The organism is bacterium (genome assembly GCA_009926305.1).
Classification (GTDB): domain Bacteria; phylum Bdellovibrionota_C; class UBA2361; order UBA2361; family RFPC01; genus RFPC01.
On record RFPC01000025.1, the window covers coordinates 16,206 to 32,032 of the forward strand.

9 protein-coding genes and 1 pseudogene are annotated in these 15,827 nt (G+C 45.8%); 8 read left to right on the forward strand and 2 right to left on the reverse strand.

All coding sequences use genetic code 11. The features are described 5' to 3' along the window. Positions 1-72: 72 nt before the first annotated feature. Positions 73-951, forward strand: coding sequence for a hypothetical protein (locus tag EBR25_05955; GenBank protein ID NBW40538.1), 879 nt, complete (start codon positions 73-75; stop codon positions 949-951). 96 nt (positions 952-1,047) lie between these two features. After that, positions 1,048-4,047, forward strand: a complete 3,000-nt coding sequence (locus EBR25_05960) for a hypothetical protein (GenBank protein NBW40539.1) — start codon at positions 1,048-1,050, stop codon at positions 4,045-4,047. A gap of 109 nt (positions 4,048-4,156) precedes the next feature. On the opposite strand, the gene EBR25_05965 is transcribed toward EBR25_05960, so the two are convergent. Continuing rightward, positions 4,157-6,082 carry an acyltransferase gene (locus tag EBR25_05965; GenBank protein NBW40540.1) on the reverse strand — a complete coding sequence of 642 codons (1,926 nt, stop codon included), beginning with the start codon at positions 6,080-6,082 and terminating at the stop codon, positions 4,157-4,159. Positions 6,083-6,701: 619 nt separating this feature from the next. On the opposite strand from EBR25_05965, the gene EBR25_05970 reads away from it, so the two are divergent. After that, on the forward strand, positions 6,702-7,763 hold the full coding sequence (locus EBR25_05970; protein NBW40541.1) for a hypothetical protein: 1,062 nt from the start codon (positions 6,702-6,704) through the stop codon (positions 7,761-7,763). A 128-nt stretch (positions 7,764-7,891) separates the two neighbouring features. Here EBR25_05970 and EBR25_05975 read toward each other — a convergent pair whose 3' ends face one another. Beyond that, positions 7,892-9,634, reverse strand: a complete 1,743-nt coding sequence (locus EBR25_05975; protein NBW40542.1) for a proline--tRNA ligase — start codon at positions 9,632-9,634, stop codon at positions 7,892-7,894. Positions 9,635-9,852: 218 nt separating this feature from the next. Between EBR25_05975 and hemB the strand changes: the two genes are divergently transcribed. The 5 genes and pseudogenes from hemB to EBR25_06000 all read left to right on the forward strand — a co-directional run bounded on the left by hemB (position 9,853) and on the right by EBR25_06000 (position 15,827). Then, positions 9,853-10,851 carry a porphobilinogen synthase gene (hemB, locus tag EBR25_05980; protein ID NBW40543.1) on the forward strand — a complete coding sequence of 333 codons (999 nt, stop codon included), beginning with the start codon at positions 9,853-9,855 and terminating at the stop codon, positions 10,849-10,851. Between the two features lie 294 nt (positions 10,852-11,145). Continuing rightward, positions 11,146-13,836, forward strand: coding sequence for an AAA family ATPase (locus EBR25_05985; GenBank protein NBW40544.1), 2,691 nt, complete (start codon positions 11,146-11,148; stop codon positions 13,834-13,836). Positions 13,837-13,898: 62 nt separating this feature from the next. Then, complete coding sequence (locus tag EBR25_05990; protein NBW40545.1) at positions 13,899-15,305, forward strand: TIGR01777 family protein; 1,407 nt, start codon at positions 13,899-13,901, stop codon at positions 15,303-15,305. Next, positions 15,289-15,744 (forward strand): hypothetical protein, encoded by a 456-nt coding sequence (locus tag EBR25_05995; GenBank protein ID NBW40546.1) that lies wholly within the window; start codon positions 15,289-15,291, stop codon positions 15,742-15,744. The genes EBR25_05990 and EBR25_05995 overlap by 17 nt, the downstream gene beginning before the upstream one ends. Further along, positions 15,674-15,827 (forward strand): annotated as a pseudogene (locus EBR25_06000) (DUF3604 domain-containing protein). The gene EBR25_05995 and the pseudogene EBR25_06000 overlap by 71 nt, the downstream one beginning before the upstream one ends.

The following is a 15,827-nucleotide window of genomic DNA, read 5'->3' on the forward strand; positions in this document are numbered from 1 at the left end:
TGAAGACCGTTTTATGACGTACAATCAGGCACACAGAGGGCTGCTTTGGTAGCCCAAACAAAAGTATGATATATGAAGCACCAATCGGCTGCACCAGATACTGAATCCGTCTCGACCCTCCTTTTAGGTGGGGGGTATGCGCTTTCCGCTCTTTCTCGTCTCCTCGAGCCCCATTCATTTGTAATTACCACACGAGATGGAGCAAAGGTTCAATCATGGACAAAGGCAGGGATTCATAGTGAACGAGTTCAATTGGACGATACGGCATCAATTCAAGCAATTTTTCGGAAGTATCCGAACATCCAAACCGTAATCGATAGTATCCCTCCACTCCCCTTACCGAATCCTACGCTCGGAGTAAAAAACCTGCTCGATTTGCTTCCAAATTCTGTAAAACAAATTTTCTATCTCAGCACAACTGGCGTCTATGGAAAGCAGGATGGAAGCGTCGTAGATGAAGATACTGAGCGCACCCCTTTCTATCCGAGTGCTCAAGCGCGAGTTGCGGTTGAAGATCTTTACTTTGGGTTTTGCCAAGCCAGAACTACAACCTTTCGACTTTCTGGCATCTACGGTCTAGGACGTGGGGTTGGGCTGAGTATGAAAAATGGTACCTATCGACTGATTGAGAATGACATGCGGTATACCAATAGAATTCATGTTGATGACATCGCTGCTATTCTTCAGAAAGCTCTACAGGTTGCAAAGCCCTTGCCCTCGGCGTTTAATCTTAGTGATGACTGCCCGACACTTGCTGAAGAAGTTTTCAGTTTTTACTCTCAGAAGTTCGGCATTCCTCCCGCTCAATACATTTCTCAGGCACAGGCTCAATCCATTGGTGGAAGACTCATCTTGAATCAACGAGTAGGTAACACCCTCGTGAAAGACTATTTTCAATATGAATTCCTTTATCCCTCCTTTAAAGCAGGAGCAGGCACAGAATTCGCCTAGGCAATACTACCATCAGCAGCCTGCTCGTGTTGCAGTATTCTCACTAAAAAGCACTGAAAATTCTTATAGTTGGATGGAGAGCATTTCTTCGGTATCATGGAGAGTAATGCGCGTCATAAAGAAAGAGAAATGACACAAGAAGAAGATTCCACGAATTCATATCGCTCGATTGCACAACGGCTCTTACACGCCCATAAAGAAAAGTTTGGTCAAGCCTTCGAGCGATTCTATCGGCCTGAGATTATCCGTCGCGAGGGAAGCCCGCTAGAGCGTCTTGCCGAGGAGCCGCTTGCTCTCGTCCAGGGTTCGGATACTGGGGGCTTAAGCGATCCAGAGTTCAAGTCTTCGTTGAAGATCAATGCCAACCAACTTGCGGAAAAGCTGTACCATCTTGCTGCCAATGCTTGGGATAGGAATATCAACACGTACCTCAAGGCATTTGATAATTATCTGGAAGAGTATACGTGCGAAGAACAGCGTATATTTCTCGAAGAGTTAGTCAGTGCATTTAAGAAGCAATACTCTGCGGAACTCCTGGAGCGTGGAGAAAGTATTGAGCTTATCGATCAAATAGTGAAAAGAACCGGGGAGTCCACTCGCACACGACTCGAGAAAGTCCTTGCTGGAGCAAACATTACCGAGCTAACCAAAGAGATCTGGGAACTATTTTTTAGTGCGGATTCGGGGAGCAAAGGGGAAATTGAGCGCATTCTTCTCGATCTTACAAATCACCAGATTCGGGAGCTTCGCGTTGCATTTGCAGACTATCCAGCTCTTCTCCTTGCAAACGTGTTAAAAGAGAATCTCCCAGAAATCAGTATTGAATCAGACGAAGAACACGAACCGAAGAAACAGGATACAGAGAATAAAAAAGAAAAGAAGGTCGTCAACCAATTCAAGCTTGAAGCGCTTCGCTATCTACTAAGAGGAAGAGCTCCGTATGAAATTAAACGAATTGAAACAGCCTACAATGACGTCGTGAAGTCAGAGAAAGAACCAGATCTCCTAGAGCATATAACGCGTGCATTCCCGCTACAACTTCACAACGAGCTACTGGGACTGCTTGAGGGTGAAAATCTGAAAGACTCTGCTGCTCGAATCATCAAACTCTTCACCGAGTATCAACAATCGCCCCCTAAGCCTACTCCGCTACCACCGCGTATTAGCGAAAACTTACCTACCATTACACCTGAATATACATCATTCTTCTGGAGAAGAAGACTATTTCATGAATCATCAACTGCTTTTGACTACGAACTCGAGGGCTTTCAGGAGATTCTCGCTGAGGTTGGGCTCCTTTCTCCTTTTCTTCTAGAGCGTCTGGACGCAATGATACGTGAAGCAAGTGACTTGTCGCTTTCCCTAAGGCTCTATCCTCGGGGACGAGCAGATTCTCCAGCACGAACAGCTGAAAGATTAAGAGATGCCATTAGCAACTCTGAAAGCTCCCGCTGTGCTCTATCACATATTTATGGATACACTCCAGGAGAAATGGCTCGTGTACGCAAGGCGTACGCTACTCGCTACGGTGTCTCCCTCGAAGAAGATCTCACTCCCTACTTATCTGGGGATACATTTCAAGAGCGTCTCATAAAAGCTCAAGCATCCGGACTACTCCGTGCTCAGTTTCATGTCGATCTCCTCTCAATTTTCCTGCCCGCGGAAAAGCACCCGGCGGGAAGTGCTCTTACGACTACTCCTTTTGAGGAACGCCTTCATCAAACCGCTGTATTTTTGCAACAAGAAAAAATAGAGACCTTTGATGAACTGAGAGAACGTCTCAAGCAGATTGCTCCATCAAAGCTCTATATGCTCGAGGCTGAGTTTGAACTCACAACAGAACAATCGCTAAGGCGCTTACTTCCCGTTTTTTCCTCGAAAGACAAGAAAAAAGCCCTTGCTCTTTTTAATGGGACTGATGTTCAGGTGGTCACTGCTGCCATGGTTGAAAACATGGAGGATGCGCTTGAAAAATATTGGATTGGGCTTTCAAATCAAGAAATTGAGGTTATCGACGAATCCTTTTCTCACGGGGCAAAACGTTCACTGCTTACTGTTCTTCTCGAGAAGCTTACCATTGCAGGAACGAATGTTGCTCTGATTCAGGAGGCACTCATACAGCTGCTCTCGGTCGAAGCGATTCAAATCCGGGAAGAATTACGAGCCATAAATCTGAAGCAAGAAGGTGCTTCAACGGAACCTGCCAGATGCATTATGGAGCTCCCGTATCCAGCGCTTCGCTTCCTAGAACATGCTTACAGCCAGAGATATGGAAGCCTCAGGAGACATCTCCTTTCACTTGTATCTGGCGGATTCATTACAGAAGAGTGGTTTGGCAAACTGATATATAGACTCGAAGGGATTGATTCCGCAATCATCGACGAGATTGAGATTGGGCTTTCAGAAAATGACTCGAAAAAGTTAAGGATGATATTTTTGGAGTTAGGATATCAGTGCCGAACCGTTGAAGAAGTCTTTCTTTTGGAAAACCAAAACGAATCGATAAAAACTGCCATTATGGGAATGAGCGGTGCTGAAGATGAGCGAGCTGAATCAGTCCTCTACTTCCTTGGATACTATCCAGACAAAGTTGCCAAGTTCGTGGAGGAGGCGCTAGCCGAGAACGAGGTAAGCGTTAGGACGAAAAGGCTGCAAGAAATCTTTAGAGATCCGTTAAATCCAGCTTCTCCAAATCCTTTACTTCCAGGCGACCTAAACTGGATTAATGAAATGTACATCCAGGTAAGACGGAGATTCTTCTTGCAAACTGGCGGTTTTCTCATGCCCCAATTACTCGATAGCGGAATACCTCTGGAACTCTCAACGAGTTTAAAACTTCAATTATTTGGTTCGGATACTTCTCTCATCGTGGATGAGATTGCAGATACGATAAGCAATCAGGATGCGGACGAGGCGCTCGCTCAGTATCTTTGCTCGCGACTGAAAGACTCTCCTCCCCGGTATATCAGAGGCATTAGAGAGCTTTTCTCGTGCCTGTACCCAAAAGAATCTCTAGAGGAACGACTGAAAAAATCACCATCTTCGAAAGCGAAGAAGGCACTTGAAGTTCTTCTTCGTTCGGGCTCATATCAATAGTGAGAGCTTATCTCTCTTATAGGTATTCCCATGCTATTTAGCACTGCACGTCCCACTCATATATATCCTCTTTGACGATACACGTCTCTGTCAATTGGTGAAGAGCTTCTCACTCCTGAAGGTAATGTTGCTCAAACGCTCTCGCTATAAGTTCTGCATAGGCTGGACTTGGATGGTCATCATCGAGATATAAAGACACGCCGTCGCTTGTATTCAGGCATCGACCTTTCACGGACGTATCACAAACAAGTGCCTCGGGCCTAAAAACCGAAACTCTCTCTAGTGATTCTAATTGTTCTAACATCGAAAGAATCTGTTTATTCTCGTTCTGATATACTTCATATGAAGTCGTAATCGGAAGGAGATTAATTTGGCCAGAGTTCTCCAATCTCTGCAGCCGATGGGGCACATGCCAGCCAGCCTCAGGTATTTGAGAAAAAACGACTACCTCTTTCTTTTTGGAGAGTTTTCGTATCTGTTCAATCAAATGATTTACTAAAGTAGTATTTTCATCACTTATTATGTAGTTTTGGCCACTGACTCCAGTTTCGACCCCACCCTCGCCATTGTTAAAACGCTTTCCAAAAAGATTAAGTCTCCACCGCGCAGCAAAAATAACTGTTGCTGAGGTGCGGCTCAAAAACTCCCAGTAGTCGTTCTTGTCTTTTACGCATGCTCTTTGAAAAGGCTTGCGTGACGTGTCAGGGATAGGAAGACATGCATCTCTCAAGAGAGTAATCAGGCCTCCGTTGTGATTCTCTATAACCTCTCTTAGTTTTTTACTCACACTTTCTGCATGCGAGTCCCCGACGAGAATAAAGTTCCTTCCATTTTCCTGAAAACATTTCTCAGAAATTTTTTTAGGATGCGCATCGTCATCAAATCCATTTCTTACAACACACTCGCTTGTATCCTTCCAGTCAAAATACAACCCTGGTGATGAACCATAGATAGAGCCTACGAAGCCACCGACGAGTAATATAACTGCGGGGAAAGACAGAGCCGTAAACACTTTTTCTCGTGACATGAATCCATGTTTTCGAAATGGCGCTTCTATGAATCTCCAGCTCAGGTATGCAAGCACGAGAGAGAGAAAGGATAAGCCAAGCAGGGTTATCTCGTCAGGAGCATGAAGACTTCTGACTCGCTGAAACGCAAATAATGGCTGATGCCATAAATAGGCCGAGTAACTTATTAGCCCAATCATGACAAATGGCTTTCGGCTCAACACGGTGGCCACCAAGGTTCCTGTACTTCCATAGAGGAGAACGAGCACTGTTCCTAAAACTGGGAGAAGAGAATAGTAGCTTGGAAACGGGGTGCCGCGATCATAGAAAAAAACCGAACATACCACCGCTATAAGCCCGAACGAGGACAGCGTGTTATTAGCGAAAGTTTGTTTTTTCCTTGTAATAAGTGCGGCGATAGCTCCGCTCAGCAACTCCCATCCTCGTGCTGGAGCCAGGTAGAAATTTGCAGATGCAGCTTCCCTCCAGCCAATTTCACACAGAACAAAACTCATTATCCCTAAAAAGACACAGATATGAACGAGTAAAGATTTTCGATATTTCCATAGATACAGAAGGAGGATTGGAAAAAAAATATAAAACTGCTCTTCAACTGCCAGGCTCCATGTATGTAGTAGGGGCTTTTCTTCAGCTGCTGTTTCAAAGTAACCGCTCTTGCTCCAGAAAAATATATTTGAAACGAAAAAAACTGTGGCTATCACGCTCTCTGAGAACTCGAGTAATTGATCCGGCAACAACCAAAGCCATGCGAGGGGCATGCATACAATCATCACAGCAAATAAAGCTGGCAATATTCGTCTTATGCGCCGCTCATAAAAATAAGCGAGGCTAAATTTCCCACGCTCAAGATCATCTATAAGGATGCCTGTGATCAAGAATCCACTAATAACGAAGAACACATCGACGCCGACAAACCCTCCACTAAAACCGCTCACGCCAGCATGGAATAAAATCACTGGAACAACAGCGAGAGCTCTTAGTCCATCTATCTCTGGGCGATACTGCATCCTCTATAATCCTAGTAAGACAACGATACATATTATGCATCCCCCTCTCTCACGTACCACCATCTTTTTTTCATTGGATGACGAACCGATGAGACGACCTCCTCCGATTAACACTCTGTCATGGGAAATCCGCTACGAACCAAAGACCCATCTCTTTACCGCCTCATTACCACCCACACGGTACTAGCTGAGATGTGGCTCATGCCTACTGCTAAGAATACAAAGCTCATAGGAGGTATCCTTGCTCGAGTGCCATTCTCATTCCTTTTTCAATTACTGAGCTTACGATCGGCTATACGCCGACTCTTCTGGTTATTTCCACCATCTGGGGGCCGCTTGTCCTGTTTATGACTTTACGATTTCTTTGCCATAAGAAAGCACTCGGGAAGACGAGATGACTTAATGAATTTCGACACAGAGCGCTAGAATTGAGGAAACTAGCGAAGATTACTTAGCAAGACATTGAAACAACTAGTATTTATCAGAACATATCTTCAATATCTCATAGTAGGCGAGACCTCGTTACAATAGGAGTCCTGCTAAACGTAAAGAATCTGGAGCAGCCCGCCGTTATTTCTAAGAGAGACATAGAACCTATTTTCAGAAACATAGCTGCTATATGAACTACAACACCCTCTATTCTCTTCGATCCCCGACGGCTACTGTTATCAAGAGTATCCTAGTCGGGATTCTCATTTTTGCCCTCTACCCATTCTCCTCTCAAGCAAAGGCAGAGACAAACGTGATCGAACTTGATAATGCGTCGTTCATACAATTACTGCAGGCGGTTACTCCACGGGATTCAAAAGCGGACAAAATAAGAGAAGCCCTAATGGATATCATCACACGAGCGCCAGAGTCCGTTTGGGGAGTCGAGGTAAGTGACTCAGGGAACTCAGGTCTCTTTACAGCTCTAGGAGCTCTCGAGAACATTTTACGACTCGATACTGCTGGAGGCCAGATCTATGAACCAGGACTACTTACCAACTATTCTTCCCCACTAAATGGCGATCCAAACTTAAGTGGAATTTGTGTAATCATCGGTGCAGCAAATTCGGTTTGGAACACGCTAAAACTTGGGAATAAAAAAGATGCTACTGACAGCAAAGGAAACTTCGAAAAAGAGTTTCTCAAGAAAATAAAAAATGCAACATCCAATCCATCTCAGTGGGGGGTCTCTACGGAGGAATACTCAACGGTCTATTCAGCGATAGCCGGAGAAAAGATTACGTGCGAGACCTCGCTTCTTAAAGGTCCCAAAGATATTAACCGCTGGAAAAAGCAGTTACTATCTGACCTAGCAAAAGGCTATGACTGTAGCCTGAGTATCCGAAAGACGGGAATATTTGATCCTAATAACGGGACAATTGAAATGGCTTGGGGACATAATTGGAAGGTAAACTCTGGACATAATGCCGGTGATGGAAAAGTGTCATTAAACCTTCTCGAAACTGGTAGGCAAGGAGATGGAAACGGACACAACGTGCAGGCGGAGGGGCGTTCAACACAGCGCCTCTCTATAAAACCCAATACATTTAAGCCTGGCGAGTTCAGCATTCATATGTTTAAAGGTATAGATAGGCATCTCTGGAACCACTTTTTGAAAAATCAACTCAATGATGAAGTAGAGGCAACATGCTGCTACCCTGATAGTAAGCAAGATTCCGCAAACTTCAATTGATACAATATCATGGGTAATCTGCCCCTGTAATCAGGTGCCCCTCTCTCAAGTACCACCATCTTTTTTTCATTGGATGACGAACCGATGGGACGGCCTCCTCCGATTAACACCATGTCATGGGAAATCCACTACGAACGAGAGATCCCTTCCTCTGCCGCAGCAAGAAAACTCTGAATATGCTCGTGAATCAGGTGAGAGGCAACTATCGTACTTTCCTGCCCGCTCCTTTGCTTTACCTCTACCCCACCATTTTTTAGCGACCGTTCGCTTACCGTGACTCGCAAAGGAATCCCTATAAGATCAGCATCAGAAAACTTCTCCCCCGCCCTCAGCTCACGGTCATCATAAAGCGTCTCTACCCCACGCAAACGTAGCTCATCATACAGCCGCTCCGCCTCTTCTCGAATTGCTGCCTTTTCAAAATTAAGCCCTATGAGATGGACTTGATACGGCGCAATATGTAGCGGCCAGATAATCCCCTTTTCATCGTGACTACTTTCAACAACCGCTGCTGCTATACGAGTAATCCCGATCCCATAACACCCCATCACCAATGGGCGACTTTCTCCGTCTTTCGTTCGAAAGTTGGCCCCCATCTGAGAAGAGTACTGTGTTCCAAGTTGAAAAATGTGGCCGACCTCAATCCCGCGAGTCTCAGCTAACACACCATGCTCGCAGCGAGGACACCCATCCCCACACTTTGCCAACTTAAAGTCGCCAAACTCTGGTCTCTCAAGGTCTCTTCCAAAATTCACATCGATATTGTGATAGTGAGTCTGATTCGCACCACATTCAAAATTGACTCTTCTATCAACAAAATTATCTGAAACTATCTTTACATGATCAGGTAGACCAATCGGCCCCGCATAGCCGACCTCAGCATTCGTGAGCTCTTTTATCTGCTCAGGCGAGCACAACCGCAAGATTTTACAACCAAGATAATTTGCTACCTTTAACCCATTAACGTCACTATCTCCTCGCACCATTACTGCAACAACGCTATCATCCGCATTGAAAAGTAGCGTTTTCGTGGTCTTCCAAATCGGAATACCGAGATGCGCAGCAAGTGGTTCAACGCCTATCAGATTTTCGCCCAAGACCTCCTTCATCGGAAGCACCTCAGCGTCTTGCTCATACTCTTGCAATCGGGACTCTGCTCGCTCAAGATTTGCTGCATAATCACATGCGTTACAAAACATTATGGTATCTTCACCAGAATCAGCTAAGGCCATGAATTCGCGGCTTACAGCCCCTCCTATCGCTCCTGAATCAGCCTCTACCGATCGATAGGCAAATCCCATCCGTTTGCAAATTTTATGGTACGCCTGATCCATGAGATGAAATGAATGCTCCAATCCCTCCCGATCCGCATCAAAACTATACGCATCCTTCATTATGAATTCACGCGCCCGCATAAGACCAAAGCGCGGACGAATCTCATCACGAAACTTTGTCTGAATCTGGTACAGAGTAAGAGGTAAATCTTTATACGAATCCACTTCGCGACGAACGATATCGGTAATAACCTCCTCATGCGTTGGCCCAAGACAAACAGTAGCGCCGCGACGGTCCTCAAACGAAAACATTATCCCGTCGAGAACCGTGTACCGCTCCCATCGCTCTGACTCCTGCCAAAGCTCTTTCGGCTGAAGAGCAGCCATCAACAACTCCTGTGCTCCAGCTGCATTCATCTCTTGTCGCACAATTTCACTAATCTTCATCAGAGTTCTGTGGAGCAAAGGAAGATAGGAGTAGGTGCCAGCTGAGATCTGTTTAAGATAACCAGCTCTTAACAGAAACTGATGCGATTTTGTATGGGCATCTCTAGGCACCTGTCTCGAAGTGCGGACCAATAACCGTGATTGGCGCATTTTCTAACTCCCCCTTGCTTTTGAGTCTATCCTAAAGGAAATCGGAATCCTAACAGTTTTTACTTTCTTATCAGACTCATTCTCTACTGCTTTCGCATGATGGAAGAAGATGATTACACCTATTCATGTTACTCCCCGAGGACAGATAGCTATTGCTATTCAGGAGCGAAAAAGACATAACAATAAGCGCATAAAACACCATTCAGGACACACAACAGATGAGTCAGTTTCCGCATTTTCGATTCCGTCGACTTCGTTCATCAGAGACTGTCAGGACGCTAGTTCGAGAGACAGAACTCTCCCTCTCTAATCTTATTCAGCCGCTCTTTATCGTCCCAGGCTCAGGAATAGAGAAAGCCATCAGCTCTCTTCCTGGACAAGCACAACGAAGTATCGACAAATCAATAGAGTACGGTCGCCAACTCTCAGACCTTGGCATCACCTCAGTGCTTCTATTTGGACTCCCTGAATTCAAAGACGAAACCGGGAGTGCGGCTTGGCAATCCGATGGGATTATCCAAGAGACCATTCACGCCTTCAAACGTGAACTTCCAAATATGCTCGTAATCACTGACCTCTGTTACTGTGAATACACCTCTCATGGGCATTGCGGGATCTTGAAAGATGGAGATGTCGATAACGATGCAACCCTTGAAATACTTGCTCGACAGGCTATCTCTCATGCTGAAGCCGGAGCTGATATGATCGCCCCAAGTGGTATGATGGATGGCATGATTGGTTGCCTCAGATCCCATCTTGATGAACATAGATTTCAAAATATTCCCATCATGAGCTATGCAGCGAAGTATGCCTCTGCATGTTATGGACCGTTTCGAGAAGCGGCTGACTGCGCTCCATCTGAAGGAGATCGCAGGTCATACCAAATGGATCCCGCAAACACAGACGAAGCTATGCGAGAAGTGCTTGCTGACTTAGAAGAAGGGGCAGATATCGTAATGGTCAAGCCAGCACTCATGTACCTCGATATTATCCAGCGGGTAAAAGAAGAGTTTCGAGTTCCAACAGCCGCTTATAACGTGAGCGGTGAGTATGCGATGATCAAAGCAGCCGCTGCCAATGGATGGATAGACGAAAAACGAGTTATGCTCGAGTCACTCCTCTCGATGAAACGAGCTGGAGCAGATATCATCATCTCGTACTTCACCGAACAAGTTGCAAGAACCTGTACCGTGAACGGTCGAGTCCAAATCTGCTAAGAAACGCGATAAGCGGCAACTTACGTCTGATACCGAGGAGCTCGCACCCCAAAGACTCTCTTACTACTGGAGAGAGGGTCGAAAGACCCCTTCTAACCCTCTGATAAAAATAATTAATTTTTAAGAATCATTCCTCACAAAACCCCCCATAACCGTATTGAGAGATTCTGTGCCAGATCACCTCCTGAAGGGGTCTGATAATAGGATATCATATGAGAATTACTTGTTTTTCTGTCCCTAAAAGAGCGATATCAAGGGGACTTCAGAGTGGGTTTAGAGAGGTTTTAAGTGGTTATGCTGCCAAAGAAGAGAAAAACTGACACATCCAGAGGTCAAACGACTCACAAGAAACAAAGAGTTGGGAGTCGAAATGATGAAAGGAGAAGGTTTCAGGCCTCCTCAACTGAACTCGCTAAGACTACTCCTCATACAGAGCCAAACGACACTCACAGTGCTGGCGGTCTCGCACTTGATACAGACCCAATCGAACTCTCCTTGAGTGATGAGCTATTACAAAACTCAGACACGGATTCATCTTCAGCTCAGAAAAATCACCTACACGTCCTTCACCGAAACCAAGAACTGGAGGAAGACTTCACTGAGGAGCCTTTTGAGCACACAGAAGTTTCAGATTTCATCTCACCAACTTCATACGACCTTCGACTCGACTCCCCTTTTCAAATCGAAATTGATACCGAACCAGAGAGAGAGCAAACCCTGACACCGATTCTGCCGAAAACGGAAGGACTTGGCGGGCTTGGTCTGCCAGAGAATGATGTGAGCGATATTGACGATAACCATCTTTCTTTCGAAGGACTCATCCAAGAAGGTTCGAGCGAACTTGACGCTCTCTCTGAAGCACTTCAGAACTATCTCGATACGACCACTGAGCGAAAAGCGATAGATGGAGCCGCACTCGGATTGCGAGCCACTCAGGAAGAACACGAATACATCCCGGATAAGGTGGGCTTTCGGCATATCGGAAACCCGGAAGAAATCCTAAAAAAACTAGAAACGGTCGGCTATATCTGTCAGCCGTTTATTGCAAGCCAAGTGGCCCTGCTCTTAAAAACCGAACTCAACAGCATCTCATCGGTCATGATGGAAGGGCCGTCTGGATGCGGAAAAAGTTTTCTCGCAAAATCACTCGCAAAAATTACTGGAGCAGAACTGATCGTAGTCCAATGCTATAAGGGCATGCAAATGGACCACCTGATCGAAAAAACCTCAGATGCTGCTGTTGCTCAAGCCATGACAGGACATGAGGTGCCGAAAGATGACCTTGTGCCACTTGGGCCGATCTCACAAGCCTTCCTCAAGTCCAAAGAAAAGCCAGTAATTCTTCTCGTTGATGAAATCGATAAAGCTGATTGGGCAATTGATACTTTCTTCCTCGGCCCTATCCAAGATGGAGTCGTACGACCAGCGTCTCGTCCGGCAATTGAAGCCGATAGAGACAACCTTTTAATCATGTTCACCAAGAATATGGAACGCCCCTTAAACGATGCGCTACTACGACGGGTTCAGCCAATAAAAATGGATTATATGAAGCCCGAATTGGAGGAAAAAGTGCTCTCAAAGCACTGCGCCTCAATTCTCGTTGAGAACCTGATTCATGTGGCTCGAATAATGCGCTATCCAGATGAGGCATACCCAATTGAAAGGGCTCCCGCACCCGAAGAACTTCTGAAAACAGGAAAGTATATCACTCAACTGCTTCAGTGGCATATTACAGACTACGCTTTCATCGGTAAAAATATTTGGTACATGCTTGCTAAGTCAGAGAAAGATCGAGAATCGTTTGAAAACCTTCTCCGACTTCACCCGGACTTCCAAGATCCGCTCGTCCCCGACAATCGAAATGCAACCCAGTATCAAATCTTCGCACGATTGGGACGCTTTGTGCTTGATGGCATCGTTGATGATCCAACTTCGGAACTCAGAAAAAATGCCTATCGTCCTGAGGGTATTGGCTGGCACACGGCTGGCACTCCGAATGAGCTCACCAGGAAGTTAAGCGAAGTAGGCTATCAATGCCTTCCGTTCGTAGCACAACAGATATCACTGCTTCTCAATACACCAACAAAGAAGGTTCGTAGCCTTCTTCTTGAAGGCCCGTCAGGGTGTGGAAAAAGCTTTATGGCAAAGTGCCTTTCTAAAATTGTGGGCGCAGAGATGATGTGCCTCAGTTGTTACCCTGACATGGACACTGAATTTCTCGTTGAAAAGCCATCACAAATTGCCATGCTTGAATCAAAGTCAGGAACCCGGACGCCCAAACGAGAAGAACTCGTTGAGCTGGGTGTCATAGCAAAAGCTTTCCAAAAATCAAAAACTCAGCCTGTTCTCCTTCTCATTGACGAGATTGATAAAGTTGGCCCTCACCTGGACACCTTTTTTCTTGGGCCGCTACAAGACGGCACGATCTGGTGCCAGTCGCGTCCACCTATTGATGGAAACGTACAGAACTTACTCGTGGTTTTTACAAAGAATATGAACAGAACACTTGATCAGGCGCTGCTGAGGAGACTTCATCCCATCAGAATGACATATCTCGATTCAACACTTGAAGAGAAGATTCTGTCAGAACATTGTCATCCTCAACTGGTTGCTAACCTCGTATCCATTGCAGACAGGATGCGACAAAGCGATGGTTCATACGCATTTCAAAGACCTCCTGCGCCGGAAGAGCTGCTTACCGCTGGTCACTACCTCATGAAAATGATCGAATGGGGAGATATCGACTTCGGAGAAGCAGGACGTAATATATGGGCGATTATCTCCAAATCAGAGCATGACAGAGCTGTTCTTGAGCATATGCTACGATTTCATCCAGACTTTGAAGACCCACTTGTACCTGATAGCCGTAATGCTGACGTATCAGCGATCGAGGCACGCCTTGGTCGTTGGGTTCTCCGTGGCCTGATTGAGGATCCGAATGAAGAGGCGCGTCAAGATGCGTGGTTTGAAGGCGGATATAACTAAGAACCGTCCCGTTAAAAGAAACCAGATAAATCTTCTTCTCAGCACCGTGAAAAAACACTACGATGAGAAGCATGTCGCAATTTTCTTTCCGCTCAGTGCTTCCATTTTCACAAGAGCAAGTGTTTGCATATCACATGTCTCCTGGAGCGCTCTCTCGTCTCATTCCTCCTTGGGAGCCAATCTCTGTTCTCTCAAAAACCAGTCCTGGAGTTGCCCTGAATAGTCAAGTGCTCCTACGCGTGCCACTTGCACCTTTTCTCTTTACAAAATGGCTAGCAGAGCATACCGAGGTAACCCCTCCACAGTCTTTTACAGATGAACAAAAAACTGGGCCATTTGCTCGATGGAAACACCAACACATTTTCACTGCCTTAACACCAGAATCAAGCGAACTGCATGACTCCATAGATTATGCTCTTCCTTTCGCTCCGTTTTCGACTCTCATTGCAAGACGAATGGTAGAACGAAAGCTCAGGCGAACTTTTAACTTCCGTCATGTACGAACTCTGCATGACCTCAAACACCATAGTGCGCTTACTATCGAAAAACCCAAAACAATTCTCATCACTGGGGCAAGCGGTCTTGTGGGTCGCAACCTCTCAGCCCTCCTAGAAATTGCTGGACACACAGTACTGACGCTGTCGCGGAGAGCAGGTAATTCAGATAATGCGTATCAGTGGGATGTACCCAACGGCACTCTGCCACAAGAAGCCCTTGAACGTGCGGATGCGGTAGTGCATCTTGCCGGAGAAAATATCGCGGGGAAAAGGTGGTCGGTCGAACAAAAAAAGAAGATCTTAGAAAGTCGGGTTATGAGCACAAGGCTCATAGTTCAAAAAATGAAAGAGTGTCAGAATCCACCTGAAGTCTTTCTTTCTGCCTCAGCAGTTGGATTTTATGGTGATAGAGGTGATGAGATTTTAACAGAAGAAAGCTCGAATACTCCCGCCGCATTCACCACCCATGTTGCAGAACTCTGGGAGACAGAAGCACGCAAGGCGGAAGAGCTTGGGATAAGAACAATCATTACGAGAATTGGTGTGGTGCTCACACCTGAGGATGGAGCGCTCAAAAAGATGCTCCCAGCTTTTCAAGCTGGAGTTGCTGGAACTCTCGGTAGCGGGAAACAGTGGATGAGCTGCATCTCGATTGACGACTTGATCTACGCCTTACATTTTCTCCTCGTAAAGCGAGAAGCCAGCGGCATCTTTAATCTTGTTTCACCGGAGCCTGTGACCAACAGAGAATTTACGAAATTATTGGGCAAACTCCTAAAAAGACCTACCCTTCTCCCGGTGTCTGCGCATGGCCTCCAACTTGCCCTAGGAGAGATGAGCCGCGAGCTCTTACTTGCCAGTGTTCGTGTGCTCCCTGAACGACTATTGAATGAAGGGTTTCATTTTTCATATCCTGGGATAGAGTCATCATTGAAATTTGTTTTAGGAATACCAGATGAGAACAATACGTAATCTCTCCGAGAGAATAAACTTCTCTTTCGCGCTCTTGATTCTTGCAATCGTAGGACTTCCCGGCTGTTCTACCGTTCAAGAAGCTCCTCTTCAGCCTGGCCAGATTTCATCTATTCGCGAGCTCACACTCTTTATGAGCCGCACTTCGCTTTCGAGCACTGATTTTGAACAATACAAACTTCTTAACGATGAAACTCTATTTGTGGAGTGTGGCGAAAAAAAAGGAGGTCGCTTTTTTCCGACAATTCAGAAACTATACGCGGTCAACAAAGCAGCTACCAATGATGTAAAAGATGCACTTGCTTATCTCGTTTCATCAAAGACATATCAACAGAATCGATTTGAAAGTCCCGAGGAGTCTGATTCGATTTTCAGCCTCTGGATTGGCTGGCGTGTGGGCCGAAGAGAATACGCGGGAATCGATTTACGATGGGTTTAGACGGAAAGAAACCTTCGCGACCAGTGGCCCCCGCATTAAAGTCCGATTCTTTGCTGGCTACGACCTGTCTCTTATACACATCT